This is a genomic window from Aminobacter sp. J44, assembly GCF_007829415.1.
In the GTDB taxonomy this organism is placed as follows: domain Bacteria; phylum Pseudomonadota; class Alphaproteobacteria; order Rhizobiales; family Rhizobiaceae; genus Aerobium.
Genome location: NZ_VLJG01000010.1, coordinates 67464 through 92806 on the forward strand (window position 1 = coordinate 67464; position 25343 = coordinate 92806).

Annotated in this window: 24 protein-coding genes, 2 tRNA genes and 1 pseudogene; 9 read left to right on the forward strand and 18 right to left on the reverse strand. The window is 63.2% G+C overall.

Translation table 11 applies throughout. The features are described from left to right. The first annotated feature begins 270 nt into the window (after nt 1-270). Complete coding sequence (locus L610_RS05540; protein WP_144703236.1) at nt 271-669, forward strand: cytochrome c family protein; 399 nt, start codon at nt 271-273, stop codon at nt 667-669. 67 nt (nt 670-736) lie between these two features. Here L610_RS05540 and L610_RS05545 read toward each other — a convergent pair whose 3' ends face one another. Next, nucleotides 737-1927 (reverse strand): PLP-dependent aminotransferase family protein, encoded by a 1191-nt coding sequence (locus L610_RS05545; protein ID WP_144703239.1) that lies wholly within the window; start codon nt 1925-1927, stop codon nt 737-739. 466 nt (nt 1928-2393) lie between these two features. Here L610_RS05545 and L610_RS05550 point away from each other — a divergent pair, with 466 nt between their 5' ends. After that, nucleotides 2394-3320 (forward strand): manganese catalase family protein, encoded by a 927-nt coding sequence (locus L610_RS05550; protein ID WP_024846752.1) that lies wholly within the window; start codon nt 2394-2396, stop codon nt 3318-3320. A 73-nt stretch (nt 3321-3393) separates the two neighbouring features. On the opposite strand, the gene L610_RS05555 is transcribed toward L610_RS05550, so the two are convergent. Next, nucleotides 3394-3591, reverse strand: a complete 198-nt coding sequence (locus tag L610_RS05555) for a hypothetical protein (RefSeq protein WP_144703243.1) — start codon at nt 3589-3591, stop codon at nt 3394-3396. A gap of 73 nt (nt 3592-3664) precedes the next feature. Further along, nucleotides 3665-5314, reverse strand: coding sequence for a thiamine pyrophosphate-binding protein (locus tag L610_RS05560; RefSeq protein WP_246658926.1), 1650 nt, complete (start codon nt 5312-5314; stop codon nt 3665-3667). A gap of 221 nt (nt 5315-5535) precedes the next feature. On the opposite strand from L610_RS05560, the gene L610_RS05565 reads away from it, so the two are divergent. From L610_RS05565 to L610_RS05575, 3 genes are all read left to right on the forward strand, one after another. After that, nucleotides 5536-6417: an MBL fold metallo-hydrolase gene (locus tag L610_RS05565; protein WP_144703246.1), complete on the forward strand. Its 882-nt coding sequence runs from the start codon at nt 5536-5538 to the stop codon at nt 6415-6417. A gap of 2 nt (nt 6418-6419) precedes the next feature. Next, on the forward strand, nt 6420-6731 hold the full coding sequence (locus L610_RS05570) for a helix-turn-helix transcriptional regulator (protein ID WP_144703249.1): 312 nt from the start codon (nt 6420-6422) through the stop codon (nt 6729-6731). 68 nt (nt 6732-6799) lie between these two features. Beyond that, complete coding sequence (locus L610_RS05575; protein ID WP_144703252.1) at nt 6800-7930, forward strand: DUF2793 domain-containing protein; 1131 nt, start codon at nt 6800-6802, stop codon at nt 7928-7930. On the opposite strand, the gene L610_RS05580 is transcribed toward L610_RS05575, so the two are convergent. From L610_RS05580 to galE, 4 genes are all read right to left on the reverse strand, one after another. Beyond that, nucleotides 7927-9870, reverse strand: coding sequence for a nucleoside-diphosphate sugar epimerase/dehydratase (locus L610_RS05580; protein WP_246658927.1), 1944 nt, complete (start codon nt 9868-9870; stop codon nt 7927-7929). The two genes, L610_RS05575 and L610_RS05580, sit on opposite strands and share 4 nt — an antisense overlap. 261 nt (nt 9871-10131) lie before the next feature. Further along, nucleotides 10132-11394, reverse strand: a complete 1263-nt coding sequence (locus L610_RS05585) for a multidrug effflux MFS transporter (RefSeq protein WP_144703255.1) — start codon at nt 11392-11394, stop codon at nt 10132-10134. Beyond that, nucleotides 11391-11861: a MarR family winged helix-turn-helix transcriptional regulator gene (locus L610_RS05590; protein WP_144703258.1), complete on the reverse strand. Its 471-nt coding sequence runs from the start codon at nt 11859-11861 to the stop codon at nt 11391-11393. Before L610_RS05590 ends, L610_RS05585 begins: the two co-directional genes overlap by 4 nt. Before the next feature lie 61 nt (nt 11862-11922). Next, nucleotides 11923-12969 carry a UDP-glucose 4-epimerase GalE gene (gene galE / locus L610_RS05595; protein ID WP_144703262.1) on the reverse strand — a complete coding sequence of 349 codons (1047 nt, stop codon included), beginning with the start codon at nt 12967-12969 and terminating at the stop codon, nt 11923-11925. A 169-nt stretch (nt 12970-13138) separates the two neighbouring features. Between galE and L610_RS05600 the strand changes: the two genes are divergently transcribed. Together L610_RS05600 and L610_RS05605 are read left to right on the forward strand one after the other, a co-directional pair. Continuing rightward, the gene (locus L610_RS05600; protein ID WP_144703265.1) at nt 13139-14686 is read left to right on the forward strand and encodes a VOC family protein; all 1548 of its coding nucleotides are present in this window, start codon (nt 13139-13141) and stop codon (nt 14684-14686) included. A 168-nt stretch (nt 14687-14854) separates the two neighbouring features. Further along, nucleotides 14855-16156 (forward strand): NCS2 family permease, encoded by a 1302-nt coding sequence (locus tag L610_RS05605; RefSeq protein WP_144703268.1) that lies wholly within the window; start codon nt 14855-14857, stop codon nt 16154-16156. A gap of 176 nt (nt 16157-16332) precedes the next feature. Here L610_RS05605 and L610_RS05610 read toward each other — a convergent pair. Beyond that, nucleotides 16333-16406: transfer RNA gene (locus L610_RS05610), tRNA-Gly, on the reverse strand. Nucleotides 16407-16622: 216 nt separating this feature from the next. Here L610_RS05610 and L610_RS05615 point away from each other — a divergent pair. Then, nucleotides 16623-17123 (forward strand): TIGR00645 family protein, encoded by a 501-nt coding sequence (locus tag L610_RS05615; RefSeq protein ID WP_144703271.1) that lies wholly within the window; start codon nt 16623-16625, stop codon nt 17121-17123. A 165-nt stretch (nt 17124-17288) separates the two neighbouring features. Here L610_RS05615 and L610_RS05620 read toward each other — a convergent pair. Next, a tRNA-Tyr gene (locus tag L610_RS05620) sits at nt 17289-17373 on the reverse strand. A 170-nt stretch (nt 17374-17543) separates the two neighbouring features. Here L610_RS05620 and L610_RS05625 point away from each other — a divergent pair. Continuing rightward, nucleotides 17544-18356 carry an RNA methyltransferase gene (locus L610_RS05625; protein ID WP_144703274.1) on the forward strand — a complete coding sequence of 271 codons (813 nt, stop codon included), beginning with the start codon at nt 17544-17546 and terminating at the stop codon, nt 18354-18356. A gap of 288 nt (nt 18357-18644) precedes the next feature. On the opposite strand, the gene L610_RS05630 is transcribed toward L610_RS05625, so the two are convergent. The 9 genes and pseudogenes from L610_RS05630 to L610_RS05670 all read right to left on the reverse strand — a co-directional run. Next, nucleotides 18645-18824, reverse strand: coding sequence for a hypothetical protein (locus tag L610_RS05630; RefSeq protein ID WP_144703278.1), 180 nt, complete (start codon nt 18822-18824; stop codon nt 18645-18647). A 61-nt stretch (nt 18825-18885) separates the two neighbouring features. Beyond that, nucleotides 18886-19539, reverse strand: coding sequence for a molybdenum cofactor guanylyltransferase MobA (mobA, locus tag L610_RS05635; RefSeq protein WP_144703281.1), 654 nt, complete (start codon nt 19537-19539; stop codon nt 18886-18888). Between the two features lie 143 nt (nt 19540-19682). Continuing rightward, the gene (locus L610_RS05640) at nt 19683-20198 is read right to left on the reverse strand and encodes a DoxX family protein (protein ID WP_144703284.1); all 516 of its coding nucleotides are present in this window, start codon (nt 20196-20198) and stop codon (nt 19683-19685) included. An 11-nt stretch (nt 20199-20209) separates the two neighbouring features. Continuing rightward, the gene (locus L610_RS05645) at nt 20210-20509 is read right to left on the reverse strand and encodes a hypothetical protein (RefSeq protein ID WP_246658928.1); all 300 of its coding nucleotides are present in this window, start codon (nt 20507-20509) and stop codon (nt 20210-20212) included. Beyond that, entirely contained in the window at nt 20491-21816 is a 1326-nt protein-coding gene (locus L610_RS05650) for a DUF5996 family protein (protein ID WP_246658929.1), read from the reverse strand. The genes L610_RS05645 and L610_RS05650 overlap by 19 nt, the downstream gene beginning before the upstream one ends. A 42-nt stretch (nt 21817-21858) precedes the next feature. Then, entirely contained in the window at nt 21859-22929 is a 1071-nt protein-coding gene (gene modC, locus L610_RS05655; RefSeq protein ID WP_144703290.1) for a molybdenum ABC transporter ATP-binding protein, read from the reverse strand. Then, nucleotides 22926-23603, reverse strand: coding sequence for a molybdate ABC transporter permease subunit (gene modB, locus L610_RS05660; protein ID WP_144703294.1), 678 nt, complete (start codon nt 23601-23603; stop codon nt 22926-22928). Before modB ends, modC begins: the two co-directional genes overlap by 4 nt. Before the next feature lie 32 nt (nt 23604-23635). Continuing rightward, entirely contained in the window at nt 23636-24382 is a 747-nt protein-coding gene (modA, locus tag L610_RS05665; RefSeq protein ID WP_144703297.1) for a molybdate ABC transporter substrate-binding protein, read from the reverse strand. Nucleotides 24383-25203: 821 nt separating this feature from the next. Next, nucleotides 25204-25343 (reverse strand): annotated as a pseudogene (locus L610_RS05670) (IS3 family transposase); the annotation flags it as partial.

The following is a 25343-nucleotide window of genomic DNA, read 5'->3' on the forward strand; positions in this document are numbered from 1 at the left end:
ATGGTCTTCGATCGCGGCTCGCTCAGATGCAGGTTCGGGTCMCGCTCCAGCCGCGACCATCAATTCGGACAGGATACTCCTGTTTGGCACCTTCTGCTATAAAGCAGTTCTCGTGCGGGATCGGCCTTCGGGGAGGAACCTTGGAAGAGCCGCGACGTTGGGTGACTGGCACCGACCTTGAGACGGCTTTTGCAAACATTGTCTGGCCGTCAAACCGAACTGAAGAGACGTGGTCGTCGCACACGGCGGCCTTCTCTGGGAGGAACCGCAATGAAAATCACCACTGTAGTTGGCGCAACACTTCTGGCCACCGGGGCGCTGGCGGCCGTTCCGGCCCTGGCCGAAGGGGATCCGGTCGCCGGGAAGAAGGTTTTCAGCAAGTGCATGGCCTGTCATGATGCGACGGCCGGCAAGGACAAGGTCGGGCCGACGCTCGTCGGCGTCGTTGGCCGCACCGCCGGCACGCTGGAGAGCTACAAGTCCAAGTACTCCGCAAACATGAAGGAAGCCGGTGAGAAGGGTCTCGTCTGGGACGATGCTAACCTCACCGAATATCTCCGCGATCCCAAGGCCGTCATTCCGAAGGGCAAGATGGCGTTCCCTGGCCTCAAGGATGACGAAGACCTTGCCAACGTCATCGCTTATCTGAAGGCCGATCCGAAACCGTAGTCGAGACCAGGCGCCGATAGCGATGCGGCGTTACCGCCGCCCGCCCCCAGTCAGATCGCCCGCCAGATCAGGCGATTTCCTCGCGCACGAGGTCGCAGAACGCCTTGATGCCCTGGTCGATCACGTCCTCCGGCAGGAGCGAATAGCTCATGCGCAGGTGGTTGCGGCCGGAGCCGTCGGGATAGAAGGCTGCACCCGGAACGAAAGCGAAGTTGCGCTCGACCGCCTTCTCGAGGAGCTTGGCGCTGTCGATCTGATCCGGCAGCGTGATCCAGACGAACAGGCCGCCGGCCGGGCTCGTCCAGCTGAGGCCTTCCGGCGCGTAGGCGGCAAGGGCTCGCAGCATCGCGTCGCGGCGCTTGCGGTAGACGACCTTCGCCTTCTCGACCGCGATTTCGAAATTGTCGGCGGCGACGCGGAACGTCACCTGCTGGTTGATGGTCGCCGTGTGCAGGTCGGACGCCTGCTTGATCAGGGTGAGCTTCTGCAGCAGCGCGGTCGGACCGCAGATCCAGCCAATGCGCAGGCCCGGCGCCAGCGTCTTCGAGAAGGTGCCGCAGAACAGCGTGCAGCTGTCGTCGATCGAGCCGGACTCCTGGATGTCGAGAGCCGCGATTGGCGGCACGTTCTCGCCCTCGAAGCGCAGCTCCGTATAAGCGGCATCCTCGACGACGATCGCACCCGCGCGGCGAGCAAGCGCGAGGGCTGCCTTGCGGTCTTCGACGGAAAGCGTTTCGCCGGTCGGGTTGGCGAAGTCAGGGACGAGGTAGAGGACGCGCGCTGCGGTAACATTCGTCTCGGCAACACCGTTCTGGAATCGGACGGAGCGGTACTCCGGCTCATAGGCCGAGAAGGACTGCAGCGCGCCGAGATAGGTCGGCGCCAGCGTGACCACCGTGCTGCCCGGGTCGATCATCAGCTTGCCGATGAGATCCAGCGCCTGCTGCGAGCCGTGCGTGATCAGGATGTGGCTTTCGTCGCAAGTGACGCCCTTGCGGCACATGTAGTCCGCGATCCAGCGGCGCAGCGGCTGGTAGCCCTCGGTGGTCGAGTACTGCAGCGACCGGTCGCCGTCGCTCAGCGCCTCGGAATAGGCCGAGCGGTAGGCCTCGATGTCGAACAGGTCCGGATCCGGGATGCCGCCAGCGAAGGATACCATCCCCGGACGATCAAGCAGCTTCAGCAGCTCGCGGATCTCCGAAGCGCGCATGCGAGCCGCGCGCCGGGAAATGGTCTGGTCGTTTAGTTTGCTAGTCATTTGGTCACCCAGTTCGGAGCCGAGCTGCACCTAAAGTGCGCATCCCGGAGAAATGATTTCGTTGCCCGCCCATACGCCTGTGACGGCTGGTTTGCCAGCGGTCAAATGCAACTCAATTGATGTGCGGATAATTTTTTCCCGGCGCGACGGCCGGGATGATGAGGCATGCTTCGTTTCGAGTGCGGCCCTTGTTGGATTATTGCGCAGGCTTATGGGACAGCGTTGCTGTCCAAAATACTCGCTTCCGTAAAACGATCAAGTAGTTTGCCTGTTTGGTGACCGGTCACCGCGGTTGCAGCCCATTTCTCAGGCAGCAAGGGAAGCGCATTGGTGAGCGGCAGATTGGCCTTGCCGGAAGTTCAGGCAGTAGATCGGCGGCACAGGTAGATGAAGCACCGCCGACGGCACGGAACTATTGACGGTTCTCGCGGTTCTGCGGCGGGGGCGTCAATGGAGGATCCCTCTCATGTTCTTGCGTGTCGACAAGCTGCAGATCGAGCTGCCGCCCCCTGCGCGGCAGGACCAGAACGCTGCCGCTGCCCTACAGGAACTGCTGGGTGGCAAATACGGCGAGATGTCCACGCTCGGAAATTACCTGTTCCAGAGCTTCAACTTCAGGTCCAAAAGCAAGCTGAGGCCGTTCTACAGCCTTGTGGCCGCAATCACTGCCGAGGAACTCGGACACGTCGAGCTCGTCAGCAACGGCGTCGCCATGCTGGCGAACGGTCCGGATGAGCCCGACCGCGATGCAGCCGGTCCGGCCGATATTTCGGATGCACCGTTCGAGATGATGAAGGACGCGCGGCTGGCGGCGGGCTTCTTCTCGCACGGCGGCGGCTCGGTGCCGATCGATTCGAACGGCCTGAGCTGGAACAAGGACTTCGTGACCACGACCGGCAACGTGATCTTCGACCTCCTGCACAATTTTCACCTCGAATGCGGCGCGCGCCTGCACAAGCTGCGCGTTTATGAATCGCTGACCGACCCGACCGGCCGCGAGGTCTGCGGCTACCTGCTGGTCCGCGGTTCGGTACATGCTCACGCCTATGCTCTGGCGCTGAAGAAGATCACCGGTGTCGAAATCGAGAAGATGCTGCCGACGCCGAACATCCCACTCGGCAACATTCCCGAATGCCAGAAATACCTCGCTGAAGGCTCGCACCGCCGGCTCTACACCTTTAGCCCCGACGACTATCGCGAGATCGCCGGAATCTGGGGCAATGGCGAAGTGGCGCTGCCGGATGATCCCCCCGGCGAGCTCGAGGTTGTCGAGGGGATGCCGGACGGCGGTAAGATCCAGGAGCTCGTTGGAGAACCGTCGGCTTTCACGCCGGACTACGCGCCGGAGGAAATGTTCGAGATCGCGGAGAAGCTCTACAAGAAGTCGCGGTAGGAATTTGCCTAGAACTGCCACCGTCGTTCGTCATTCGCCGGCGGCTGAGGAGAGAAAGCGGCGCGCCCGGCACCTATTCCAGGTCCTGGGCGCGCCATTTTTCGAGGAGGATTCCCTTGGCGTCCCGCACTTCATCCAGTGCATGGCGGATGCAACGGCGGGCCTCGTCGAGTTCTTCATCGTTGAGGCGGAAAACCAGGCCCTGCGCGGTAATGAGCAGCCCCTCGATGTCTTCCAGCCGTGCCAGGTTGTCTGCGTGATAGTTGGACATGAGCGACTCCGTTTTCACGAACGCCGCCTCCTGCCCTTGGTTCCTGAAATTACGTACCTCTCTTGCAGTACGTTCAGAGCGTGATCGCCGACAGGCTTTCCGGATCGAGCTTGAGATCGATCAGCAGCGGACCACGGCGCGAGCGGACGGCCTCGACCGCCTGATCGAGATCCCCTTCCCCGCGTACTGTAATGCCTTGTCCGCCCAGCGCGACTGCCACCGGCGCTAGGTCAGGCCAGTGGAGCAGCGACAGCGATGGGTCCATCTGCTTGCGGCGGAACTGCACGTATTCGGCGCCATAGCCGTTGTCGTTGCAGACGATGACGATCAGGTCGAGCTTTTCCCGCACCGCCGTGACGAACTCGACGAGACCGCCATTCATGAAGCCACCGTCGCCGACGACCAGCACGGTTGGCCGGCCCTTTGCGGCAACCGCCGCACCAATCGCCTGCCCCATGCCGAGGCCGATGCAGGCAGAGTTGACCGTGTGAACATAGGACCGTGGGCCGGGCGCGTGCATCGTCTTCCAGCCCTCAACCATGAAGCGACCACCGTCCTGCACCACGACGCGATCTTCCGGGATTGCCTCGGCGATGCGCAGCAGCGCGGTCCGCACGTCGACCGTGCCAGGGGCGTTCTCCTTCGACAGGTATGGCTGGATGCGGCCCGCGGCGATCTTTTCCCGGAGTTCGTCGGAGCGGAAGCCGGATGCGGGGATCTCGGCAAGATCCAGCAGCTCGACGAAACGGTCGGCCGTCAGCGCCGGATCGCCGACGACAGCAGCATCGACGTCGCGGTTGCGGGCAACCTCGCTGCGCTCGAGGTTGACCTGGATGACGCGCTTACCCTCGAGATAGGCGCCATGCGCCGCCGTGTACTTGTTGAGGCCGGCGCCAAAGGCGATGATGCAGTCGGCCTTGCCGATCGTCTCGGAGGCGACATCGGTCGCAAGCGTGCCAAATACGCCGAGATTGAATGGCTCGCCGCGGAACAGGCCGCGTGCCTTTAGCGTCGTCGCCAGCGGCGCGCCAACGCGCTCGGCAAGGCGGATGAGGGCCGCGCGAGAGCGCTCATCGCCGGCGCCGCGACCTGCGAGCACGATCGGCGCGCGGGCCGAGGCGATGATGCCGACGGCATTATCGAGGTCTTCGCTTTCGGGAACCACGCCCCGATATTCAGGAAGATGCAGCGAGATGCGCCGGTACTCGACCTCCTGCCACTGGAAGTCGGCCGGCATGTTGAGAACGATCGGGCGGCGTTCGATCTGCGCGCGGCGGAAGGCGACAATCATGTCCTCCGCCAGCGTCTGCGGCGAGCGCTGCTGTTCGAAGCCCGCGCCGGTAGCGAGCACATGCTCGCGCTGCGGCACGTTCTGGAAGTTGTCCTTGTCGGTGACCGGGGTATCGCCCGCCAGCAGCACCATCGGCGTGTTCGCCTTTACGCCCTCGACGAGCGCAGTAATGGTATTGGTGAGGCCCGGACCGTGCGTGACCGTGGCAACGCCGACCTTACCGGTGACCTGCGCGTAGCCCAGTGCCATCAGGACCGCGCCGCACTCATGGCTTGCCGAGACATAGTGGCCGCCGCAGTCGCGAACGAATGAATCAGCCATGAAGAGATTTGCATCGCCGATCAGACCGAACATCGTGTCGACGCCAAGGTCTGCAAGGTACCTTGCGGTCGCCGCCCAGACGGTCACTGTCGTGCTGCGCATCTCGTGCATGAAAATTCCCCTCCGCGTGCAATGCCCTTGCGGCAACTCCTCCGCCGCATCCTTCGCTTAGCTGAGCGGGCAAGTCTGTGCAAACCGGTATTCCTTGATTGAAACCGCAGCGCCGCCCTTCGAATGAGGACCCACACAACCAAATGGATGCACGTTATCGATTGCAGTTATTTGCAACTATCCTAGTGTGCCTGCAGACTACCAGTTGAAGGGGATCTTCCATGTCCGCCAAACCCGACGTGACCGGCATCTACGACTCGCGCACCGGCTCGATCCAATATGTCGTCGCCTGCCCGGAAACGCGGAAGTGCGCCATCATTGATCCCGTGCTCGACTTCGACGAGAAGTCCGCATCGACCGCCACGCTGAACGCGGACAAGATCCTCGCTCTGGTCGCCGAGCATCGTTACGAGGTCGAGTGGATCCTCGACACTCATCCGCACGCCGACCATTTCTCCGCCGCAAGCTATCTGAAGGAAAAGACGGGCGCGCCGATCGCCATCGGCGAGAAGGTGCGTGATGTCCAGAAGCTCTGGAACGGCTTCTACAACCGGCCGAATGCACCGGCCGATGGCTCCCAATGGGACCGGCTCTTCGCCGATGGCGACGAGTTCAGCGTCGGCAACATCCCGGCGCGGGTGATGTTCTCGCCGGGGCACACGCTCGCCTCCATTACCTACGTCATTGGCGATGCCGCTTTCGTCCACGACACGCTGTTCATGCCGGACAGCGGCACGGCGCGCGCTGACTTCCCCGGTGGCTGCGCACGTCAGCTCTGGAACTCGATCCAGGACATTCTTGCCCTGCCGGACGAGACCCGCATCTTCACCGGCCATGACTACCAGCCCGGCGGGSGCGAGCCGCTGTGGGAATCGACTGTGGGCGAGCAGAAGGCAAAGAACATTCACATCTCGGTCCACAAGACCGAAGAGGCCTACGTCGCCGCCCGCGAGGCACGCGACAGGACCCTGCCGATGCCGAAGCTCATCCTCTACGCGCTGCAGATCAACACCAATGCCGGCCGTCTGCCGGAGCCGGAAGACAATGGGGTGCGTTACCTGAAAGTGCCGATGAACCTGTTCCCGAACGCGAAGTGGGATTGAAGATGGCGGAGCTGCTTTCCTGCGAGACTGCCAACTTGCAGGCGCGGATCGACGAGGCTTCGGCGTTCCTCAAGAAGCTGTCGAACGCGGACCGCTTGCTGGTCTGCTGCGCGCTGTGCGATGGCGAGCGTTCGGTGCGCGAGCTGGAGGACCTGCTGGGCATTCGCCAGCCGGGCCTGTCGCAGCAGCTCGCCGAGCTGCGCGAGGCGGGGCTCGTCTCCGCCCGCAAGGCGGGAAAGCAGGTCTTTTATCAACTGGCAGACCCGCGCGTGAGCCGCTTCATCTCCACGATGCACGACCTGTTCTGCAGCTAAGCGGCCCAACTTATCCACCACCATGGGCGCCGACCTAGGCTTTTGCCGGTCAACAGGAACGGCGCATCATGGAAGAAACCTCCAACCTCAACCTCCCCTACATCATGCCGTCACAAGCGCAGAAGCATGTGACGCATAACGAAGCTCTCGTGCTGCTCGATGCAATCGTGCAGCTGGCGGTGAAAGCACGTGATCTGACGGACCCGCCCGAAAGTCCGGCTGACGGCGAGCGCTACCTGGTCCCCTCCTCCGCGACCGGTGCCTGGGCGAGCTGGGAAAACGCCATCGCTCTTCGCCTCGACGGTGGCTGGCGGCGGATAGGTCCGTGCACCGGCTGGATCGCCTGGGTCAGAGATGAGGACACGTTCGTCGTCTTCGACGGCGAAGAATGGGTCGATCTCGGCGAGACACTGGGAAGCATCCAGCATCTGGAAAAGCTTGGGTTGGGCACGGCAGCGAACGGCGAGAATCCATTCGCGGCAAAGCTCAACAAGGCACTGTGGACCGCCCTCGCCTCGAGCGAAGGCGGCGACGGCGACCTCCGCTACACGCTGAACAAGGAAGCCTCAGGCAACGTCCTGTCGCTGCTGATGCAGTCTGGCTGGACCGGCCTTGCGGAATTCGGCCTCGTCGGTGACGACGACCTTTCGTGCAGGGTTTCCGACGATGGCGAGGCCTGGCGCGAGGGCTTTCGCGTCGACCATGTGACCGGGCAAATGAGCTTTCCGAACACGCCGGCGGTCGATGCGCTGAGTTTGATCACGGGAACGGCCGGCTCGTTTGCGCGCTATGACGGCGCGGGTGAAGCGACAATGCAGCCGATTGTCGGTACGGTGGCGCAGAGCGGCGGCGTGCCTACCGGCGCAATCGTTGAGCGGGGCTCCAACGCGAGCGGCACCTACATCCGCTTCGCCGACGGCACCCAGATCTGCCACCACCGTGCAGCGCCCACCATCGCCATCGATATTGCCTTCGGCGGCGGCTACCGATCAGCGCCGCAGACGTGGACGTTCCCGGCAACGTTCGCGACCGGCAGCACGAATGAGATCATCGTACAGGGCAGTGCCGGGGCGGTATCGCATTCGGTTCAGGCGGTTGCGACCAGCGAAACCGCAGCCGTCTGGTACCACATGCAGCCGGGATCGGCTTCGGCCGAGGAACGTCCGGCGACCCTGCTGGCAATCGGGCGCTGGTTCTAGGCCTGAGCGACGGCTTCCGCTGCGGCCAGGTCACGCTTCTGGCCGTCGCGGTCGTATTCGGGGACGATGTGCTGCAGCAGCTCGAGCGCGCGGGTTGCATCCTCGCTGCCAGCACATGCGCTGATCTCGACCAGCGTCCGCTCGAGCAGTTCACGGTCGATCACGCGCGGCGAGGCAATGACATAGCCCTCTTCCGTCCGCTCGTCCGGCACCTCCGAGGGATCGAACAGCTCCTCGTAGAGCTTCTCGCCCGGGCGCAGGCCCGTATAGACGATGTCGATGTCGACGCGTGGGCGGAAGCCGGCCAGCCGGATCATGCGCTCGGCGAGGTCAGCGATGCGCACCGGCTTGCCCATGTCGAGCACCATGATCTTGCCGCGGCCGTTGCCGATCGACATGGCGTGCGCCGAGGCGTGCAGGACGAGACGGACCGCCTCCGGGATCGTCATGAAGTACCGCACGATGTCCGGATGCGTGACGGTAACCGGACCGCCGGCGGCGATCTGTTCGCGGAAGCGCGGCACGACGGAGCCGTTGGAGCCGAGCACGTTGCCGAAGCGCACGGTGCGGAAGCGCGTGCCGTTCGACTGGATGTCGAGTGCCTGGCAATAGGTCTCGGCCGCACGCTTGGTCGCGCCCATAACGCTCGTGGGATTTACGACCTTGTCGGTCGAAATCATCACGAAGGTCGAAACGCCGGAGTCCAGTGCAGCATCCGCGACATTCTTGGTGCCGAGGACGTTGGTCTTGATCGCCTCAAGCGGGTTGGCCTCCATCATCGGCACGTGCTTCAGCGCCGCCGCGTGGAAGATGACGTCCGGCTTCAGCTCATCGACCAGCCGGAAGACGCGGGTGCGGTCGCGCACGTCGAGGTAGCGCGCGAGGAGGTCGAGGTCAGGACAGCTATCCCGAAGCTCGGTGTCGAGTGTGAACAGCAGGAACTCGGAGCTGTCGGTGATGATCAGCTTGCTCGGCTGGATCGCGGCGATCTGGCGGCTGAGTTCCGAGCCGATCGACCCGCCGGCGCCGGTGACCAGCACCACACGGTCCTTGATGAGCTCGGCGACCCGGTCGAGATCGGTCTTGACCTCGGGACGCTCCAATAGGTCCTCGATCTCGATCGGCTTCGGCTCGAGCAAGAAGTCGCTGGTGACTTCCGAAATCGCTGTGACATCCGGAATGCGCGAGACCTTGAGGCCGTTGTCGTTGGCAACCTCGAGAATCTGAGATAGGCGCTGTCGTGACGGGTTGGTCTCGGTGACGACCAATTCGTGGATCGTAACGCCCGGCCGGTTGATCTTCTCCAGCACCGCCGGCAGGTCGGCGAGGCTTCCGAGTACAGGAACGCCGCGCATGGTGCGGCCGTGCGTACGCTGCGTATCGTCGACTATGCCGACAACGGCGAAGTTGCCGGTGCGGCGGGCGGCGCGCAGAAAACTCTCGGCCTTGTCGGTGTAGCCGCACAGAAGAACGGTTCGCTGATTGGGCGAGGCATGCGAAAGAATGCCGGGCAGCTGCAGCGATCCCTCGACCATCAGGCGGTAGGCAAGCCGCGAGCTGCAGAAAAGCACGACGATGTAGATGAAGGTGAGGATCGGCACGGAGCGCGGCAGATATTCGCCACGCGTCAGCAGGAACGCGCCGATGGTGAAGATGACCACAGACAGGGCCGCGGCCTTGGCGATCGTGATGAGGTCGGGGATCGAAACGTAGCGCCACGAGCCGCGATACGGCTTGAAGATGATGAACGCAATCGAAGCCGCGGCGGCAAAGCCCAGGAACTTTTCCGGCTGGCCCGGAATGTAGGAGACGCGCGGGTAGCCGTAGGCTGTCAGATACGCCGCGCAGATCGAGAAGAGCGCAACACAAAGATCAAACGCAAAGCTCGCCGCATCGCGAAATATTGGGTGTGACCTTAGGGCTACAAAGAATCGCGTCACGGCCAACGGTCATTCCCGAGGAACTGGAACCTGCGAACGCACCGTCTGGACTGGCAACGGCTCGTCCGCACAATATGATCTGCACCCCGCAGTCATGCGGCCATGCACTGTACTGCATTTGGCCGCATCTTGTTACCACGCGAAGGGAGTAGCCCACAGACGTCGGCATTTCTTCGGCGCAGGTGCAGATCGCTCTTCATAGCGATCCGCGTGACTGAAACAAGGCAGAAGCTCCCGACGCGGTGCCTCTTTCAACGAAAGCTATGCGGCTGGCGGCGCAGGCCGCGCGGTTTCTCGCGGCAGAACTTTGGCGAATACTGGTTCAGGCAGACGGCGCCAGATCAGCCAGCTGATGATCGCCACCAGCCCCATGCCGGGGATTACCGACGCCAGCGCGATCACCGGATCGCCGATCAGGACGGCGGCAACGCCACCGGCAAGCCCGCCACCGATCTGCAGGAAGCCCGCCAGCGCACTTGCGGCGCCCGCCATATGCGGGAACGCGGCGAGTGACGCGGTCGACATTGCCGGCATGATGAAGGCTGCACCAAAGACGAAGAAGGCGATGGGACCCATCACCGAGATGTAGGTCGGCGGCGCTAGGCGAAGGCCAATCGCCAGGAGCACGCAGCCGAGCGCGATCGAGGCCAGACCGACAGGAACGAGCGAAGAGGCGCTGAAACGCTTTAACGCTGAGCGCACGACGATCGTGCCCGTAAAGAAGCTGAGCGAATGAGCAAGCATGCCGATGCCGAACTGGGTCGGGGACAGCCCGACGCGGTTCATCAGCACGAACGGCAGGATGGTTGTCAGGGTGAAAAACGCGCCCATGCTGCCGGCCATCACCATGGACGCAGACATGAAGTAACTATGCTTCAGCAGAGTTGCGTAGGAATGGACCAGCGCCTTCGGCCGGATGCGGGAGAGATCGCGCCCGACCGTTTCCACCAGAAACAGTTTGACCGCAACGGCAACCACGACGCCGAGCACCAGCATCACCGCAAACACCGCCTGCCAGCCGAACAACTCGAGGATGAAGCCGCCAAAGGTCGGCGCAAGCGCCGGCGCGATGCCCATGATCATGCCGATCGTGTTCATGATCCGGGCCGAGGTCTCGCCCGTGAACAGATCTCGGACGATCGCGCGGGAAATGGCGATGCCGGCAGATGCGCCGATGCCCTGCAGGAAGCGCGCGGCAACCAGCAACTCGATCGACGGCGCAAACAGCGAGGCGAGCGAGCCCAGCCCATAGACGGTGACGAAGAACAGGATCACCGGCTTGCGCCCAAGCCCGTCCGAGACCGGACCGCAGATCAGCTGCGTGATCGCGAAACCGATGAAATAGGAGATCAGCGTCATCTTCACCGCCGACTCCGAAACACCGAATACGACAGCGAGCTCCGGCATGGCGGGCGTAAACAGCACCAGCGACGACGGACCAAGCACGACGATCAGCGCGCAGATCAGGCTGACACGACGCTCGCTCATCAGCTGTGCGGGCGGCTTGGGAGACTGGATGTTCATGCAGATGCTCCCTTGCCGCAGTCCTGCCGCATGTCGAGGAGCGCGCGCTGGATGCGCTTTAGCCCCGCACGGAACTGGGCAAGCTCTTCGGTGGAAAAGCTCGCGGTCATGTCGCTGCGCATCTCGACGCTGACGCGCATAATCTCGTTGAGCACGGGCTCCGCAGCGTCGGTGACCTGCACGATCTTGGCGCGGCGGTCGCGCGGATCCGGTTCACGACGGATCAGCCCGCGCGCTTCCAGGCGATCGAGATTACCGGAAAGCGTCATGGGATCGACTCCCATCCGCTCGGCGATCACGGTCTGGCGGCTGGCTTCTCCGTGCGCCGCGTGCAGCAGCGTGCGCGCCTCTGCGGGCGTCAGCTCGAGCCCCGTTGCGATGATGCGGCGTTCGAGTTCCCCGCGCAGCAGGCGGGAAACATCCGTCAGCAGAAAACCAAGCGCGTCGGGGTCCGGTTTCGTCAACATAGTAAGCAAGCCTTATTATCTGGCCTGCTTACTGATGCGTTACGCGTACGTCAAGCGCGCCTCAGGATGCCTTGCGCCGGACAGGACTCTGCTCTGGGCCGCGCCGATGAGCGATGGACTTGCGGAGGTCGTGGCGGGCAAGCCGCGCCTCCCACGCTAGTGCGTCCGACACGATCCGGTCGAGATCGTCATGCTGCGGCTTCCAGCCCAGCTCCCGCATCGCCAGTGACGGGTCGGCAATGACCGTCGGCATGTCACCCTCCCGCCGGCCGCTATAGACGACCGGAAAATCCATGCCGGACATGCGGCGGACGGAATCGATGAGTTCAAGCACCGAAAAGCCGCGGCCGTAGCCGCAATTGGCTACGAGGTTGGAGCCGCCTGCGCGCAGCCGCTTCAGCGCCAGCAGGTGTGCCTCGACCAGGTCGGCGACATGGATGAAGTCGCGGATGCAGGTGCCATCGCGGGTCGGATAGTCGGTTCCGAATACCGATATCGCTGGCCGCTTCCCTAGTGCCGTTTCGCAGGCAACCTTGAGCAGGTGCGTCGCGCCCGGCGTCGACTGGCCGGTCCGGCCCAAGGGGTCGGCGCCCGACACGTTGAAGTAGCGCAGGCTCGTATAGGTGAAGCCATGCGCGGCGGCGGCATCGCGCAGCATCATCTCGCTCATCAGCTTCGACATGCCGTAGGGCGTCTCGGGGCGCAGCGGCGCATCCTCGCGTACTGGATCCGACCCAGTCGCTCCATAGACGGCAGCGGTCGAGGAGAAGATGAAGTGGCGCACGCCGCCCCGTACCGCCGCCTCGATCAGCGTGCGCGTGTTGGCCGTGTTGTTGAGGTAGTAGCCGAGCGGATCGGTGACGGACTCGGGCACCACCACCGACCCCGCGAAGTGGAAGATCGTCTCGATCTCGTGCTGGTCGATGATCGCTGCAACAAGGTCGAGATCGCCGACGTCGCCGACGATCAGCTTTGCAGCCGGCGCCACCGCCCAATCAAAGCCAGTGGACAGCCGGTCGAGCACGACGACGCGTTCGCCCGCGTCGAGCAATGCCCACACCATGTGGCTGCCGATGTAGCCCGCCCCGCCAGTAACGAGAACCGTCATTGTTGCCTGACCCTGCCCTGCGTCTTGTTATTGACGGCGACGCTACGGGCGTGAGGGTTATCAACGTGGAAAGCCGGTAGAACTACCTGTTGGCAGGGTAAAACGCTGGATTCCGGCACCGATAAAATGCGAACTATCCTGTAAAGAACTGCATGCCGGAGGCCCTTCAATGACAATCAACAGCGGAAGCGGCATCCACCACGTCACGCTGATTACCCGCGACGTGCAGGCAAATGTCGACTTCTACGTTGGCTTCCTGGGACTGCGTCTGATCAAGCAGACCGGTGGCTACGAGGACAGCCTGCAGCTGCACCTGTTCTACGGTGACCGGCTCGGCTCGCCCGGAACCGTCGTCACCTTCTTCGTCTGGCAGGATGGTGCGCCGGGCCGGGTCGGCACCGGTCAGGTGTCGGAGATCGCCTTTGCTGTTCCCGCCACCTCGATCGGCGAATGGATGACGCGCGCGCTGACCGCGGGCGTGCCCATGGAGCGCCCTTCCCGCGAATTCGGCGAGCCGGTGCTGCGCCTGAAAGATCCAGACGGCATCATCGTCAAGCTGGTCGGCGCCGACCTGCCCTCACCCGCGCCGTGGGGCGATGCCGCCACCGCAATCCGTTGCATCCGCTCGGTCACCATCCTCACCGAGACCGGAGAAGAAACCGCGGCCTTCGTCTCCCGTTTTGGCTACCTTAAGGCGGCAACGGAAGGCGCGATCACCCGCCTGGTCTCCGACACCGATGCCGTGGATGTCCGCGATGTCGCGGGCTATGTACCCGGCATCCCCGGAACCGGAACCGCAGACCACGTCGCCTTTCGCGCAGCGGATGTAGATGCAGTGAGAAAAGCGGAAGCGGAGTTCGCGAAGCTGAACTCCTCGCCGACCAACTTCCACGATCGCAAGTACTTTTCCTCGCTCTACGTCCGCGAGCCCGGCGGCACGCTGATCGAGCTCGCAACAGACACGCCGGGCTTTACCGTCGATGAAGCCCCCGAACACCTGGGCAAGACGTTGCTGGTGCCGCCTCACGACGAGGAGCGGGCCGAGGACATCCGGGTAATGCTCCCGCAGTTCGGTATGCCTGGCGAGCCCCGCCCTCCCCGGCGCGACCTGCCCTTCGTGCATCGATTCTACACGCCCGAAGACCCGAACGACGACACGATCATCGTCCTGCACGGCTCGGGCGGCAACGAAGCCGACCTGATGCCGCTTGCCCACCGGATCGCGCCGCGCGCGACGATCCTTGGCGTACGCGGCCGCGCAACGGAGGAAGGCTCGGCGCGCTGGTTCCGCCGCTTCTCGATGACGAGCTTTGATCAGGCCGACATCCGCTCGGAGGCAGAAGCCTTCGCTGCCTTCATCGAAGGCGCCATCTCCGGCTACCGGCTCGACCCGGAACGTATCACCGTTGCCGGCCTCTCGAACGGCGCCAACTTCGCCGCTGCCATCATGGCGCTGCACCCCAGCCTCATCCGCAGGGCGATTCTCCTGCGCGCCATTCCGGTGCTTGAGGAACTACCCGAAACGGATCTCTCTGGCACCAGTGTCCTGATACTCAATGGCAGAGACGATCCCTTCGCCCGCAGCACCCCGCAGCTGGCTGACTGGTTCCGCCGCTCCGGCGCATTGCTGGACGTGAAGGAAGTTGCGGGCGGCCATAGCCTTACGGAAGCCGACTCAGCCGCAGCAAGGGCGTGGTTTGACGCCGCGACATCTTGAGGAATTCTCAACGCATGGTCAGTTGAGGGACCAATTTCAAGCTTGAAGTTGTGGATTATCCAGCCGCCGGCGATTCCCCGCTAGCGAATGGCTTCCCGCGTGCAATGCTATGTGTTCGGGCAATGCGCCTGATTGACACGTGGGTAATCAACACCCGGGGGATACGGCATGTTGGAAAAGTTTTTTGACCTGAAGGGCCACGGTACGACCGTGCGCACCGAGGTCGTCGCAGGGTTAACGACCTTCCTGACGATGGCCTATATCATCTTTGTGAACCCGAATATTCTGTCGGCCGCTGGCATGGACCAGGGCGCGGTATTCGTGGCGACCTGCTTGGCCGCGGCGATCGGTTGCCTGATCATGGCGCTGCTGGCGAACTGGCCCGTGGCCATGGCCCCCGGCATGGGCCTCAATGCCTTCTTCGCCTTCACGGTCGTCGGAGCGATGGGCTTCACCTGGCAGCAGGCGCTTGGCGCGGTCTTCATCTCGGGCATCATCTTCCTGATCCTGACCGTCACCGGCATTCGCCGCTGGCTGATCGAAGGCATCCCGACCTCCATGCGCAGCGCCATCGCTGCCGGTATCGGCCTCTTCCTCGGAATCATCGCCCTGCAGGGCTCAGGCATTGTCGTCGACAATCCGGCGACGCTCGTCGGCCTCGGTGACCTGACCCAGACCTCGACGCTGCTTGCGATCCTCGGCTTCTTCATCATCGCCGGCCTCGACGCCCTCAAGGTCCGCGGCGCGATCCTGATCGGCATTCTTGCCATCACCATCATCTCGATGCTTCTCGGCGTGAACAGCTTTGGCGGCCTCGTCTCCGCTCCGCCGAGCCTGATGCCGACGCTGTTCCAGCTCGACATCGCCGGCGCCCTTGGCTACGGCCTCCTCCAGGTCGTGCTCGTCTTCGTCCTCGTCGAGGTGTTTGACGCGACCGGCACCCTGATCGGCGTTGCCAAGCGCGCAGGCCTGCTGAAGGACGGCCCGACCCACGAGGACAAGCGCCTCGGCCGCGCCCTGTTCGCCGACAGCCTCGCCATCACCGGCGGCTCGCTGCTCGGCACCTCGTCGACCACCGCCTATGTCGAAAGCGCCTCGGGCGTGCAGGCAGGCGGCCGCACCGGTCTCACCGCTCTCGTCGTCGGCGTCCTGTTCCTGCTGGCCCTGTTCTTCGCGCCGCTGGCTGGCTCCGTCCCGGCCTACGCGACCGCCCCGGCGCTGCTCTACGTCGCCGTGCTGATGGCGCGTGAGCTGGTCGACATCGACTGGAATGACGTGACCGAGACCGCTCCGGCGGTGCTGACGGCCATCATCATGCCGTTCACCTACTCGATCGCCAACGGCCTCGCGGTCGGCTTCATCAGCTACGCTGTCCTGAAGACCATCAGCGGCCGCTTCCGTGAAGTGCACCTCGCCACGTGGCTGGTCGCCATCCTGTTCGTCATCCGCTTCGCCTTCCTGAGCGAATAAGCGGGTAAGAGAGGCACACAAACAAAGAGCCCCCGGTCCGCAAGCGCCGGGGGTTTTCTTTGTCAGCCAGGGGCGCACAGGACAACACAACGCACACGCAGCTGCGCCAGTGACATGGCCGTGAAACGGCTGACCGATGCCAACCGCGCAAAAGCAATATTTTCAAGGATTTAGGATGGAGCGGGTAGCGGGAATCGAACCCGCGTATTCAGCTTGGAAGGCTGCTGCTCTACCATTGAGCTATACCCGCGACAGCACTGTCATCTATTGAACTGAACGAGAGTCGTCAAGACGATCAAGGCGCTGAACCGTCAGGGAAATGCCGGCCCCCTCGCCGATTCCGCTGCGGTACCTGCAGCAAGCTCCCCAGCAATTGTCAGCGCTGCTCGTGCTCGCGTAAATGCACCGTCCTTTTCGAATCGTGCGCCGGCGCAGTCCCGCCGTCCGCACCCCAAGAGTCAATTGCATGAAAGCGCTGGAACTTCTGATTGAGCGGACCATTCTTTCCGCCCGCTGGCTGCTGGTCGTCTTCTATATCGGCCTCGCAGTCGCCCTTGGCCTTTACGCCATCTCGTTTCTCTACAAGCTGTCCAAGGTCGCCACGAACCTCTTCACCTTCGACGAATCGGGGATGATTCTCGCCATGCTCGGCCTGATCGACGCGGCACTCGTCGCAAGCCTGATCGTGATGGTGATGATCTCGAGCTACGAGAACTTCGTCAGCCGTTTCGACGTGGTCGACAATGACAGCATCTCCTGGCTGGGCAAGCTCGACTCGGGCAGCCTGAAGATCAAGGTCGCCTCGTCCATCGTCGCGATATCGTCGATCCACCTTCTGCAGATCTTCCTCAACGGGCAGAACTACGAGGAGACGCAGCTCTACTGGGCGACGGTCATCCACATCGCCTTCGTCGTGTCCGCCGTGATGCTCGGCGTCCTCGAGAAGATCAGCAAGGGCAAGCACTGATTCGGCAGAATCACCTCAAGCGGCGTCGGGAAACCGGCGCCGCTTTTTTTCCGTGCCAGTTGCATAAACAGGCTCAAACTGCTGAGCGCGTTGCAAAAACCAGATTATGGGGGATCTGACGAGACGGCCACCTGGCCGTCGTCTTCGCGGGCATCCGGATCGTAGTGGTGGAGGGAGTTGGATTTGAACCAACGTAGGCATAGCCAACGGATTTACAGTCCGTCCCCTTTAACCACTCGGGCATCCCTCCGTACTACGTCGGAGCCATGCGAAGAGGCTTCAGGCGACTTCGGCGGCGAAGCGAAGCGCTTCGTTCGAAGTTGCGTGGGCCTTATGGCGTCAGCGGGCGCGCCTGTCAACAGGGGCCTGAAGCATTTTTCAACAGTATCCAACGTCCCCTTGCGGGGCTATAGAACGCGCATGACAAAGGACGCCAAAACCCCCTCGCCCAAGGATAGCCACTACGCCCGCCTGCGTCGCGAATTTCGCGATCGCAACAAGGAATCGACGAAGGCCGATGACCGCTCGGTGCGTCTCTACGGCCTTCATACCGTGCGTGCCGCGCTCGACAATCCGAGGCGCAAGATCAGCCGCATGCTGGTCACCCGCAACGCGCTGGCGCGGCTGGAGCTCAGGGAGCCGCTATACTTCCCCTTCCCGGTGGAAATCGTTGAGCCGCGCGCGATCGACAAGCTGGTGGGCGAAGACGCGGTCCATCAGGGCGTGATGATCGAAGCCGAACCGCTGACGCCCAAGCGCCTCACCGCGCTTGGCGAGACGCAGCTGGTGCTGGTGCTTGATCAGGTGACCGACCCGCATAATGTCGGCGCGATCATGCGCTCGGCAGTCGCTTTTGGCGCCGGCGCGCTGATCACCACGGCCCGCCACAGCCCGGCCGAGACCGGCGTGCTGGCCAAGTCGGCTTCCGGTGCGCTCGAGCACATCGACCATATCGAGGTGCGCAACCTTGCCGACGCGCTGGGCGAGCTTCACAAGGCAGGCTTCGAGACGATCGGGCTTGATTCGGAAGGCCCAGCGGAGCTCGAAAAGACGTTCTCCGGCAGCAAGATCGCGCTGGTTCTTGGCGCCGAGGGCAAGGGCCTGCGCCAGAAGACCCGCGAGACGGTCACGGCTCTCGCTCGTCTCGACATGCCGGGCGCCATTCGCTCGCTCAACGTTTCCAACGCGGCTGCCGTGGCGCTCTACGCAGCGAGACGGCATCTGGTCGGGTAGCCGCTGGGGCGCGTGCCAAATGGCCGGCGCTCTTCGTCACCGCCCGGGCTTCGTAACCGTTCAGGCCTGGATGCCACGGTCAAGCCGTGGCATGACGATGGGAAAGGCTTGGACGCTCCCTCTACAACCTGATCGTTCCATGAACACGGGGATGGAAAGCACAGACGGTCGAGGTTGAGCCCTAACGTTAGCCATTCGTCATCCTCGGGCCAGCCCCGAGGATCCATTCCGGAACGCTTCAGGACTGCCAATGTCAGTGCCACTGCGGTGCCTGACGGCGCACCGGCCCTACCCTGCCACGCCTCCTATCCCCGCCACCTGGCTCAGATAGACCGCCAGCGCGACGAACACCGCGGCGACGCCGATGCCGCGCCAGTCGATCTCCGTGCCGCGCAAGTCGCGCGTAAGGCGAAACGCGACATAGGCCACGGCAAGCACAAGCAGAACGATCAGCAGAAGTCTCGGCACGGCAGTCCTCCCGGCGCGGGAAACATCCTCACGCCTGATCTAGGAAGGCTGCCGGGGGATTTTAAGCCCGCTGGCCGCGCAGGCGCTGTTCGGCCAGCTGCAAGTCGTTAGGGGTGTTGATGTTGAAGAACGGGTCGCCGTTGTCATCGGAGAATAATGCGCAGGCGGCGCCGTGGCGGTCGGCAAAGGCGCCGACGCGGCGCTGGCCGGCCTCGAGCTGCGCCCGCAGGTCATCGCGGACACGCACCGGCCAGAGCCCGAAGGTGGGGTGGCGGCGCAGCGAACCGTTCTCGTCGCGCGAGGCCGCAAGCGCGATCGGCACCATCTGGCTGGTCGCCTCCTCCGTCAGGCGCTCAACGAGATCGTGCGGGACGAAGGGTGTGTCGGCGGCAACGGTGATAATGTGCTCGTAGCCGCGTGCTGCGGCCCAGTCGAGGCCCGCCAGCACGCCCGCGAGCGGTCCCGGCCAGTCCTCGATCGTATCGGGAACGACTTCGAGGCTGAAATGGGCAAAGCGCGCAGCATCGCCGTTGGCGTTGAGGAGGATGACGTTCGTCTGCGGGCGAAGGCGTTCGATGATGCGATCAAGCAGCGTACCCTGGCCGAGCTGCATCAACGCCTTGTCGCCGCCGCCCATGCGCGTTGCGAGGCCGCCCGCAAGGATCAGCACCGGGATGTCCGGGCGTTTCAGCGTCTTCTGCTCTATGGTGGCCATCTGCTCCTCGGGTGCGGACGTAAGATGATCCTTCTGCCAGCACTTGGTTAAAATCTAGGCAGCCCGGGGCCGAACTTGAAGGGGCAAAAATAAAGCCCGGCGGAAGAACCGCCGGGCTTTAGGTGTTTGACGTGCAGAAGCAATCAGTCTTCGGTCTTGGCCGCTTCGATCAGCTTCTTGAAGTCGCCGAGGCCACCCATCTTCGCCTTCCAGGTCAGAAGCGGCGCATAGAAGCGCAGGTAGGCGAGCATAAGGATGATCGACAGGTAGAAGCACATCACGCCCATGTAGGTCGGGCTGAACAGGCGGTCATAACGGCCGTTCAGGATGATGGCGTTGTACCAGACGACGGCCGAGATCGGCATTGCAAACACGAGGCCGAGCGGAACGAAGCGGTTGAAGACCAGCATCAGGCCGCAGACGATTTCGAGCGTCTTGACGATATCGAACAGGCCGACCTCGATCATGGTGACGAGCATCTGCGAGGAGAGCGGCGTGTTGCCGACCGGCTGCGGGAAGATCGTCGGCAGGCCGAGCTGAGTCAGCCAGTAGGACGTGCCCGACATGATCATCCAGCCGCCGAGGTAGAGACGGCCACCCGTCAGCAGGATCTTGACGATGGTGCTAAGGTTCCAGTCGTAGGAAATCTGTTTCGACATTGGGCTAGCTCCTACTGCGCGATATAGCGCTGGATGTTGTCGATGCGGCCGCCGCGCGGGCCGATGTGGTAGACGTCGACGATCGTCTGCTCGGAACCGTTCACGGTGAGCTTGTGGACCGCGACGACCGTGCGGCCATCACCAATCAGCGGCTGCACGAGTTCGGACTTGGCGTTGACGCCATCGGCGAACTCGGGGAACAGATCCTTGTTGTACTCGGCATCCGAAGCGATGTACTCGCCGGCCGCGTAACCGCCCTTGCCGTTCTCGTAGACCTCGGCGCGGAAGTCGGTCAGCATGTGCTTCGGCATCTTGTCGAGTGCCGGACCCCACTGCCAGTTCGGGGCAATGTGCAGCTGGTAATAGATATTGCAGAGGAAGAGCGCAGCCACGACCAGCGAAATCGCGTAGAGCGTGCGCTCGGAAATTGTACGGGACCCAGACAAGTCCAACTCCTATTCTTGGGCGACGGCGAGCGTCTTGGGAGGACCCGCTCGCGGCTGCCAGTGCGAACGCCCGGCACGATGGCCGGGGCGAACTCATGAAAAAGTGTCGCTTGATAAGCCGCGCACATTTGTCGCGGACGGGCGCTCTTTAAGGCAGAAAACGGGCGCGCCCAACCAAAAAGCGGCGTTTCAGTGATGACGATACGTAAGGCGCTTGTGAATCGCACCCCCCTGTTTTGCGGCGGTCGTGACGCTTCAGAGCCGGCGCGGAACCCTTGGAATTCCCGGCTCGCAGTCGAGCGCGGCGCGATGGCAGCCACTTCGTAGGTGGTCTGCAGGAACCGCATCAGCGTTTGCTCTGGTTCAAGGCTGCGCCGCACCGCGTTGTAAGGCAGCAGAAACTCACCGAGTCGCTCGTCAAACCGCGCTTCCGCCGGCTCAACCCTGCGGGCGCTGAAGCCCTCAGGCGCGGGATACGCATAGGAATAAAACATCGCCTCGTCGACGCCGGAACCGCCTGGCCAGAAGCCGGCCGACGAAACCTCGTGGCTGTAGGCTTCCTGCGAGACGCTGTCCGGAAGTCCAGGAATTCCTCCCCGATGCAGCGGCGCGGATCGCCCGGAAAAGCGCGTGACGGCAAGGTCGAACGAGCCCCAGAACAGATGCACGGGTGAGACCTTGCCGAGGAAACCGGTGCGGAACTGCTCGAACACGCGCGCGACCAGCACCAGCGCTTGGTGAAACCGCTGGACTGCCTCGCCATCGTAAGGACGCTCTGCGTGATCCTCCGCAAAGGGAACCGGGTCCGGAAACTCGTTGGGCTTGCCATGCATCAGCGGCCGCCCGCCGACGGCGCGTATCGCATCGGCTGTCTCGGAATAGAACCGCGCCACGCTCATCGGCCGCAGCGGGAAGGTCTCGCGCGCACCGCCCTCCGCCTCGGCAACAAAGAGGTGGTCGCAGAAATCGAGGTTGATGGTGACGAGAACGTCGGCGTCAGGGATCGGGCCGGTCGTCAGACCGCGCGGGGTTACATAGAGCGTCGCATGCCATGAGTGATTGACCCAGGGCGTATGCGCGAAGCGGTACTTTCCCATGATCTGCGCCCACAGGTGCAGCGCAGTGCAGGTCTCTCGCCATTGAACATAGGCAATCTCAGGCCAGCGCTCCATTGCCTCTTATAGCAGTTTCGCGACCAAAGCGCGATCAGCCCCTCACCTGCTCTTGCGGCGGACAAGCGCGACGCTTTTCGCCTGCGCGTGAACCAGCTGGCCTTCGCGGAAGCCAAGGCTCTCCCACGACTTGCGGGTCACACGCGAGAGGATGCGACTGCCCGCACCATCTTCGCCGAGCCCAAGCACGGCAATGACCTCGTTTCCAGCTATCGTCGCTGAGAGAACGCGAGCCGGCAGGCTGTTCAGCAGCGTCGAGCCTTGCGGCGCCTGAGTCGCGAGGCTGACATCGCCGGCAGCGATCGTCAGGCGTTGGTGGCTGCCCCTCGCGGCTTGCTCCATCGGCACGAGGAACTCGCCTCCGGACACCTTCAGTGTCGCGAGGCCGTAGTCCGAGTCATACTGGTCGAGCACGGCATCGAGCGTCACCGCCGCTTGCCGGCCCGCAGCGAGCGGCAGCGAAGGATCAGCCTGCATGGCGCTGAGCGGCCCGGAGGCAAGCACCCGGCCATCGCGCATCAGCACGACATGATCGGCAAGCCTTTCGACCTCGGAAATATCGTGCGTGACGAGGATGATCGGGATCTTCAGGTTTGCATGCAGCGCCTCGAAATAGGGCAGCACTTCGTCCTTCGCCATGCGGTCGAGCGCCGACAACGGCTGCGCCAGCAGCGCCCGGCCGATCGCCACCCGCTGCCGCTCCCCGCCGGAGAGATTGTCCGGCATCCGGTCGACGAGATGGCCGATACCGAGCAGCTCGACAATCTCGTCAAACTGCGTGTGCCCGGGCGCGCCCTTCGCGCGGGCTTCGCCGTAGGTCAGGTTCCGGCGCACAGACAAGTGCGGAAAAAGGCTTGCCTCCTGGAACACATAGCCCAGAGCACGCCGATGCGTCGGCACGAAAGTTTGTTCGTCCTGCCAAACCTCGCCTCCGACGACAATGCAGCCTGGGATCCGGTTGAGGCCGGCAACGGCCCGCAACACCGATGTCTTGCCGCAACCCGAAGGCCCGAACAGCGCCGATATGCCGTACATCGGCAGCGCCGCATCGAAATTCAGCCGGAACAAGCCGAGCTGGCCGTCGAGCGAAATGTCGATCGTCGCGCCCGTCAAAACGTGCGTCTCCCCGACCGGCGCGCGAGCAGCGAGACTGTGAAGATGACGAGAAACGAGAAGACCAGCATGCCGAGCGACAGGATATGCGCCTCGCGCCAGCGCAGTGTCTCCACGAAGTCATAGATCGCGATCGACAGCACCTTCGTTTCGCCGGGAATGTTGCCGCCGACCATCAGGATGACGCCAAACTCGCCGACCGTATGGGCAAAGGCCAGCACCGCGCCGGTCAAAATGCCTGGCAGCGCCATCGGCAGCGCCACGCTCAAAAACGCGTCCCAGGGCGAAGCGCGCAGCGTTGCCGCAACCTCGAGCGGCCGCCGGCCCATCGCCTCGAACGAATTGCGCACCGGCTGGACCATGAAGGGCAGCGACGCGATCACCGAGCCGGCGACCAGCCCCTCGAAGCTGAAGGCGAAGGTGCGCAGGCCCACCAGCGGCCCGAGCCAGCCGCCAAGCCCCTGCGGCCCAAGCGCGACGAGAATGTAGAAGCCGAGCACCGTCGGCGGCAGGACGAGCGGCAGCGCGAGGATCGTTGCGATCACCTCGCGCCAGCGCGACGGCGTCCAGGCGAGCCACCAGGCAATCGGTATACCGATGATGAGCAACGCGAGTGTCGTGATGCCGGCGAGCTGGATCGTCAGCCAGATCGGCGACCACAGGTCCTGCGTCACGTCGTGCCTCCCGGATTTGCGCGGCCTCCTCGTCAGCGCGCGGTTGCGTAGCCGTACTTTTCGATGATTTCGGCCGCCGTGTCTCCCTTCAGGAACTCGATGAAGGCTGTTGCCGCTGGGTTATCCTCACCCTGCTTCAAAAGCACCGCATCTTGCCGGATCGGCGTGAAAAGCTCCTGTGGTACGACCCAGCGCGAGCCGCCGTCGCGCCGCGCCACCTGCCCCAGCGCAACGAAGCCGAGCTCGGCATTTCCGGTCTCGATGAACTGGAACGTCTGGGCGATGTTTTGGCCCTGCACCATCTTGGGCTGCAATGCCTCATAGACACCGAGCGACTGCATCGTCTCGACCGCAGCCTTGCCATAGGGCGCAGCCTCCGGATTAGCGAGGGCTATCTGCTGGAAGTTCCCCTCCTTCAGGACCTCCGGACCCGTCACGACGGCTGCATCCGGCGAATAGAGCACCAGCTGGCCGATCGCATAGGTGAAGACGCCGCCCTCGACGCCGTAGCCTTCGGCAACCGCCATTGCCGGGCGCACATTATCCGCCGACAGAAACACCTCGAACGGCGCTCCCTGCGTGATCTGGGCGAAAAGCTGGCCGGTGGCACCGAACGACAGCACCGCCTGATGCCCGGTCTCTGCGGCGAAGGCCCGGGCGATCTCATTCGCCGCATCGGTGAAGTTCGCGGCGACGGCGACATGGGTCCGATCAGCCTGGGCGAGACCGCCGCAGGCCAAGACGAACAAGATTGCAGAGAAGAAGATTCGCGACGTCACCCTCGCCTCGAACACTGTAAGAACTCAGGCAGACTACAGCCGAGATCGTCACCTTTGTCAGCCCGGGAAATAAAGGGAACGCCGTGAAAAAGCGAGGCTGAGTGCTGCGAAAGGGTTGCCCAACCGCCTCTATAAGAGAAACCGGAAAATCTCAATGAAATCCACGATTTGGGGCGAGATGGTGGGCCCGGAGGGACTCTTTTGTTAAATGTTTTCAATTACTTAGGCGATAACCTCCGAGAAATACCAACGAAAGTACCAACAGTTTGTACATGAAATGTTCATACCGCTTGGCGACCCGTTTGTGAAGTTCGTTGACGTATGGGCGATGGCTTACGATGAGGTCCATGGAGCGATCGGCCTTGGGTACAGCATCACGAATGTTCGCGGCGCAGGTGAACGGCTTGAGCGCAATATGCGACGCGAAAGCCGCCATTCGGCTGCCGCCCCCCCCCCCAGATCAGTCGTTCAAAGTTCACGGATGGCTTTTCCGAAAGTCGCCGCTCCTGGTGTACACGTCCATCGGCATGATCAGGGCCGGAAGCGGATAATCCGTTTTCGGATCTGCCTTGCGAATAGCTGAAGGGACGCGAGATTGCCCTGCCGCTGTCCGTTCCGGATCGCTTGTCCACATGTCGCGGTGCGAGCAAAGTTCCCACGGCTGCGTCTGGTAGCGATTTCGCCAAGCCGTAGCCTCTCAAGAAGAATGAGGGGCGTGAAGATCCTCCCCTCGCTGTGTCTACGCTGATGAAGGTTCTCACTCCGCGGCTAGATTCGGTATCCGGGGTGGCCTGACCCCATAGGGTGGTCCGGTTTCAATCTTAGTTCATGATCGGCCTTGGGGCTATTGCCTGGGCAGATGACGGTGCTGCTCCGCTTGCTGGCGCAGGCCAGATGATGGCCTCGGGTGCCGGTGGCTTGTATCCAAGCGACGAGTGTGGCCTCTTGGTGTTGTAGTATC

Excerpts from the sequence above, each read along its gene's own strand:
- L610_RS05540 (WP_144703236.1), top strand. The coding sequence starts at position 271 with ATGAAAATCACCACTGTAGTTGGCGCAACACTTCTGGCCACCGGGGCG.
- L610_RS05545 (WP_144703239.1), bottom strand. The coding sequence starts at position 1,927 with ATGACTAGCAAACTAAACGACCAGACCATTTCCCGGCGCGCGGCTCGC.
- L610_RS05550 (WP_024846752.1), top strand. The coding sequence starts at position 2,394 with ATGTTCTTGCGTGTCGACAAGCTGCAGATCGAGCTGCCGCCCCCTGCG.
- L610_RS05555 (WP_144703243.1), bottom strand. The coding sequence starts at position 3,591 with ATGTCCAACTATCACGCAGACAACCTGGCACGGCTGGAAGACATCGAG.
- L610_RS05560 (WP_246658926.1), bottom strand. The coding sequence starts at position 5,314 with ATGCACGAGATGCGCAGCACGACAGTGACCGTCTGGGCGGCGACCGCA.
- L610_RS05570 (WP_144703249.1), top strand. The coding sequence starts at position 6,420 with ATGGCGGAGCTGCTTTCCTGCGAGACTGCCAACTTGCAGGCGCGGATC.
- L610_RS05575 (WP_144703252.1), top strand. The coding sequence starts at position 6,800 with ATGGAAGAAACCTCCAACCTCAACCTCCCCTACATCATGCCGTCACAA.
- L610_RS05585 (WP_144703255.1), bottom strand. The coding sequence starts at position 11,394 with ATGAACATCCAGTCTCCCAAGCCGCCCGCACAGCTGATGAGCGAGCGT.
- L610_RS05590 (WP_144703258.1), bottom strand. The coding sequence starts at position 11,861 with ATGTTGACGAAACCGGACCCCGACGCGCTTGGTTTTCTGCTGACGGAT.
- galE (WP_144703262.1), bottom strand. The coding sequence starts at position 12,969 with ATGACGGTTCTCGTTACTGGCGGGGCGGGCTACATCGGCAGCCACATG.
- L610_RS05600 (WP_144703265.1), top strand. The coding sequence starts at position 13,139 with ATGACAATCAACAGCGGAAGCGGCATCCACCACGTCACGCTGATTACC.
- L610_RS05605 (WP_144703268.1), top strand. The coding sequence starts at position 14,855 with ATGTTGGAAAAGTTTTTTGACCTGAAGGGCCACGGTACGACCGTGCGC.
- L610_RS05615 (WP_144703271.1), top strand. The coding sequence starts at position 16,623 with ATGAAAGCGCTGGAACTTCTGATTGAGCGGACCATTCTTTCCGCCCGC.
- L610_RS05625 (WP_144703274.1), top strand. The coding sequence starts at position 17,544 with ATGACAAAGGACGCCAAAACCCCCTCGCCCAAGGATAGCCACTACGCC.
- mobA (WP_144703281.1), bottom strand. The coding sequence starts at position 19,539 with ATGGCCACCATAGAGCAGAAGACGCTGAAACGCCCGGACATCCCGGTG.
- L610_RS05640 (WP_144703284.1), bottom strand. The coding sequence starts at position 20,198 with ATGTCGAAACAGATTTCCTACGACTGGAACCTTAGCACCATCGTCAAG.
- L610_RS05645 (WP_246658928.1), bottom strand. The coding sequence starts at position 20,509 with ATGCCGAAGCACATGCTGACCGACTTCCGCGCCGAGGTCTACGAGAAC.
- L610_RS05650 (WP_246658929.1), bottom strand. The coding sequence starts at position 21,816 with ATGGAGCGCTGGCCTGAGATTGCCTATGTTCAATGGCGAGAGACCTGC.